General features: G+C 67.5%; 4 protein-coding genes. All 4 read left to right on the forward strand.

All coding sequences use genetic code 11. The features are described from left to right. Positions 1-317: hypothetical protein (locus O3X23_RS42930; RefSeq protein ID WP_269280526.1), on the forward strand; the 317-nt coding region annotated here is incomplete at its 5' end. A gap of 662 nt (positions 318-979) precedes the next feature. Further along, positions 980-1,825, forward strand: a complete 846-nt coding sequence (locus tag O3X23_RS42935; RefSeq protein ID WP_269280530.1) for a hypothetical protein — start codon at positions 980-982, stop codon at positions 1,823-1,825. A gap of 145 nt (positions 1,826-1,970) precedes the next feature. Then, positions 1,971-2,645, forward strand: coding sequence for a hypothetical protein (locus tag O3X23_RS42940; protein WP_269280533.1), 675 nt, complete (start codon positions 1,971-1,973; stop codon positions 2,643-2,645). A 175-nt stretch (positions 2,646-2,820) separates the two neighbouring features. Then, positions 2,821-2,887: hypothetical protein (locus O3X23_RS44405; RefSeq protein WP_443048153.1), on the forward strand; the 67-nt coding region annotated here is incomplete at its 3' end.

Raw genomic sequence — 2,887 nt, forward strand, 5'->3', positions numbered from 1 at the left:
TCACCACACTGCACGGAATGGTGTGGCGCTGGGACCCGAGTCCGCACCGTCGACAGCAACTGTCCGCCATAGCAGGTCCACTGGGCTGGACCCTGCCCGATCTCTTCGCAGCCGCCGACGAGCCCTACCCGGAGGGACTCCGCCCGATGGTGCACTGCCACCACCTCGGGCGGGTCTTCACGGCGGTCATCCCCTTGACCACCGCTCAGCTGATCGAGACGGCACAGGAGGCGGATCGGCTGAGCGTGCGTGAGGACCATGGCGTTTGGCAGCCGGTCTCGCAAGGCTTTGGCGAGGAGTGCCCGGACCTCCCCTGAGGGCTGGGATTGTCCTGGTGCCCTCTGGCGTGGATGGGCGCCCGCGAGCAGGCGCGACCTGAACATGCGAGCCACCCGTCCCGAAGCCGAGGTACCGGGAGCTCACGGCTCGGCTTCCACCGCCCGCAGTCGGGCGTAGGCTGTGGCGGCGACCCGCCCCGGTTCCTCGGTCACCGGTCCGGATCCCTGAACCACAGCCGGACTGGCAGGACTGATCGGTCTGGCTCCGCGTCGCCGGCGCAACCCGAGGGATCCCGCGGCACCGGGCGCCTGGGGAGATACATGACCACAACCTCGAGGCACTACGGACTCTGGCGCTGATCTTGTGACGGCCGCAGCCGGCAGACATGAGGGATGCCCAGTGGTGGTCGACGATGATGCGGGGATGACTGATCAGGGCTGCGCCGCAATTCCGGCGCTGGTATTCGATGAGGAGCACATATCCGTGCTCGTCGGTGGCTCGGTGATCGCCGGACCGTTCATGGTGGGGGGCGCCGGCATCGTCATAGGCCCGGCGGGGACGGTGATCATCGTGGAAGCGAGTGACGCACCCGCCAGGAGCGGTGTGTGGAGCGCTGAGGAGGTCCGTCTGAACGGGCCCCGCACCGGCCCCGGTCACCGAGCGACTGATGGGGTCGCCCTGGGGCAGGGAAGGAGGCTCGTTGCCGATCCACATCGCGGTCCGCCTCGAAGAAGAGGTCCTGGACCTGGGCACTGCCAAGGTGAGCCAGGCCGGCACATCCGACGGCGTTCTCACCCACTGCAAACTGCGGTTCGAAGCACCCTTGAGTCGCCAACTCCTCAACCGGGTAAGCCCACCACGTTCCCCGGTGGACCTGCCGGGCCTCGAGTGGCTCAGGAATGTGAACGGTGACCGTGCGGCAGCGCTGGAACAGTTCGTCACCGGCTGGTACCCCGCCGCAGGCGCCACCGAACCACCTGCCGCCTGCTCTCCCTCGCGGCTGCCTGCTGGACTGAGGCAGCTGTACCGGCTCGCGAAGCAGCGGCCGGGCGCCCTCGGAACCCAGAACAGCATCCTGCCCGCGCCAGACCTGCACACCGATCATCTTGGGGAGATGCTCGTGTTCGGCGTCGAGAGCCAAGGAGGGTTCTTCTGGTCACTCCTGTGGACGCTAGACCCGCCTGAGGCCGATCCGACTGTCTGGTTCCGTGAATTCGATGAGGAGCCGATCGTAGAACAAGAGCCGCTCAGCGGCTTCCTGATCCAGTTCTCCCTCTTCGAGGCTTCCATGAGCGCCGACTACCGGGCGCTGCCGCGCAGACTCACGGCAGCACAGGTCGCTCGGTTCACCGAAACGCTGCACCTTGTACCCCTACGCCCTTTCTGGCCGTGGGCACCCACTCACTTCTACGTGGCCCCGGGCCTCGTCGTGCATGTCAGCAGCGAGGACGGCGAGGAATTCGATGTCTGGGCCGGGGCCAGCCACCGGAGCGCCCTGGCACCGCTGGCCGACCTGCCAGTCGACTGGACCCGCTTCGACGGCTGACATCACAAGATCAGCGACAGAGTCGAGTTACGCGATCGTCCACACGGCTCCGCGAACAAGCGGCCCCGTCAGGCGCACATCGAGCGGAAGAGCGGTGCGCATCAATTGATTTCTGGCCCGCGTGCGGACCTGGCACGCTGTGGGCATGCACGATCACCTCCCGCCCGCGGTCCCGACCCCGGTTCCCGATGTCGTCGGCGTCCTCGAGACGCACCTGACCGTGGTGTGCCCGGATACCAGGGCCGATCAGCTGGCGCTCTGGGCCGGCGGGCGTGGGCTGGGCTTCGTGCACATCGTGCTGGCTCGCGGGCGGACGCGTTCGCAGTACATGGTGAACCTTGCCGGTGAGGGTTCGGCCGACGCGCAGATTCGCGAGGCAGCAGGTGTCGCAGCCGATCTGACGGCCGACGGCTTTCGGGTGGTCCGTCTCAAAACGGAGACGGTCCCCTGGGCCGAGGGGGTGCCTCACGATGACGCGACGGCCGCTGCCCAGGATCCCGCCCGATACTTCGAGCACCACGTCAAACTGCTGCTGCCGGCGGGCCAGGCTCGGACACCGTTGGAGGCGCTCGTGCTTCCGCACGGCGCGCATGTCTCCTGGAATGCCCGCCGCGTCCGGGATGACGGCCAGGTCGAACGGTTCGTCACCCAACGGTGTCACGGTGTGGGCCGCACCACCGCCGACCAGCGCGTGTCGGGGCTCCTCCAGGACCTGCGCGCCGCCGCTTTCCCCATCCTCGAGGTGGAGCGTGAGTTCGTCGTCAGCGACACTAATCTCGCCCTGGACAACGGGTGGATAGGCCAGGAGTCCTCATCATGATGTCCTCTTCCGACGACCCTGCGAAGAACTGGGAAAGGCTGGGCTACGGCTCCACCGATATCCCGCATGTCGCGCTCGATGAAGCGACACGGCTCCGAGCGGATCTGCCGCGGACTTTGCGCCCGGCACCCCCCGGCACCGAGCAGCCGGCGATCTTCGATCCCGCGCTGAAGCAATTTGCCAACGCTTACCGGGCGGGAGACCCCCGGTTCAGGAACGCGGCGAAAGCCCGAGCCTGGCAC

It is taken from the genome of Streptomyces sp. H39-S7 (assembly GCF_027158205.1).
Taxonomy (GTDB): domain Bacteria; phylum Actinomycetota; class Actinomycetes; order Streptomycetales; family Streptomycetaceae; genus Actinacidiphila.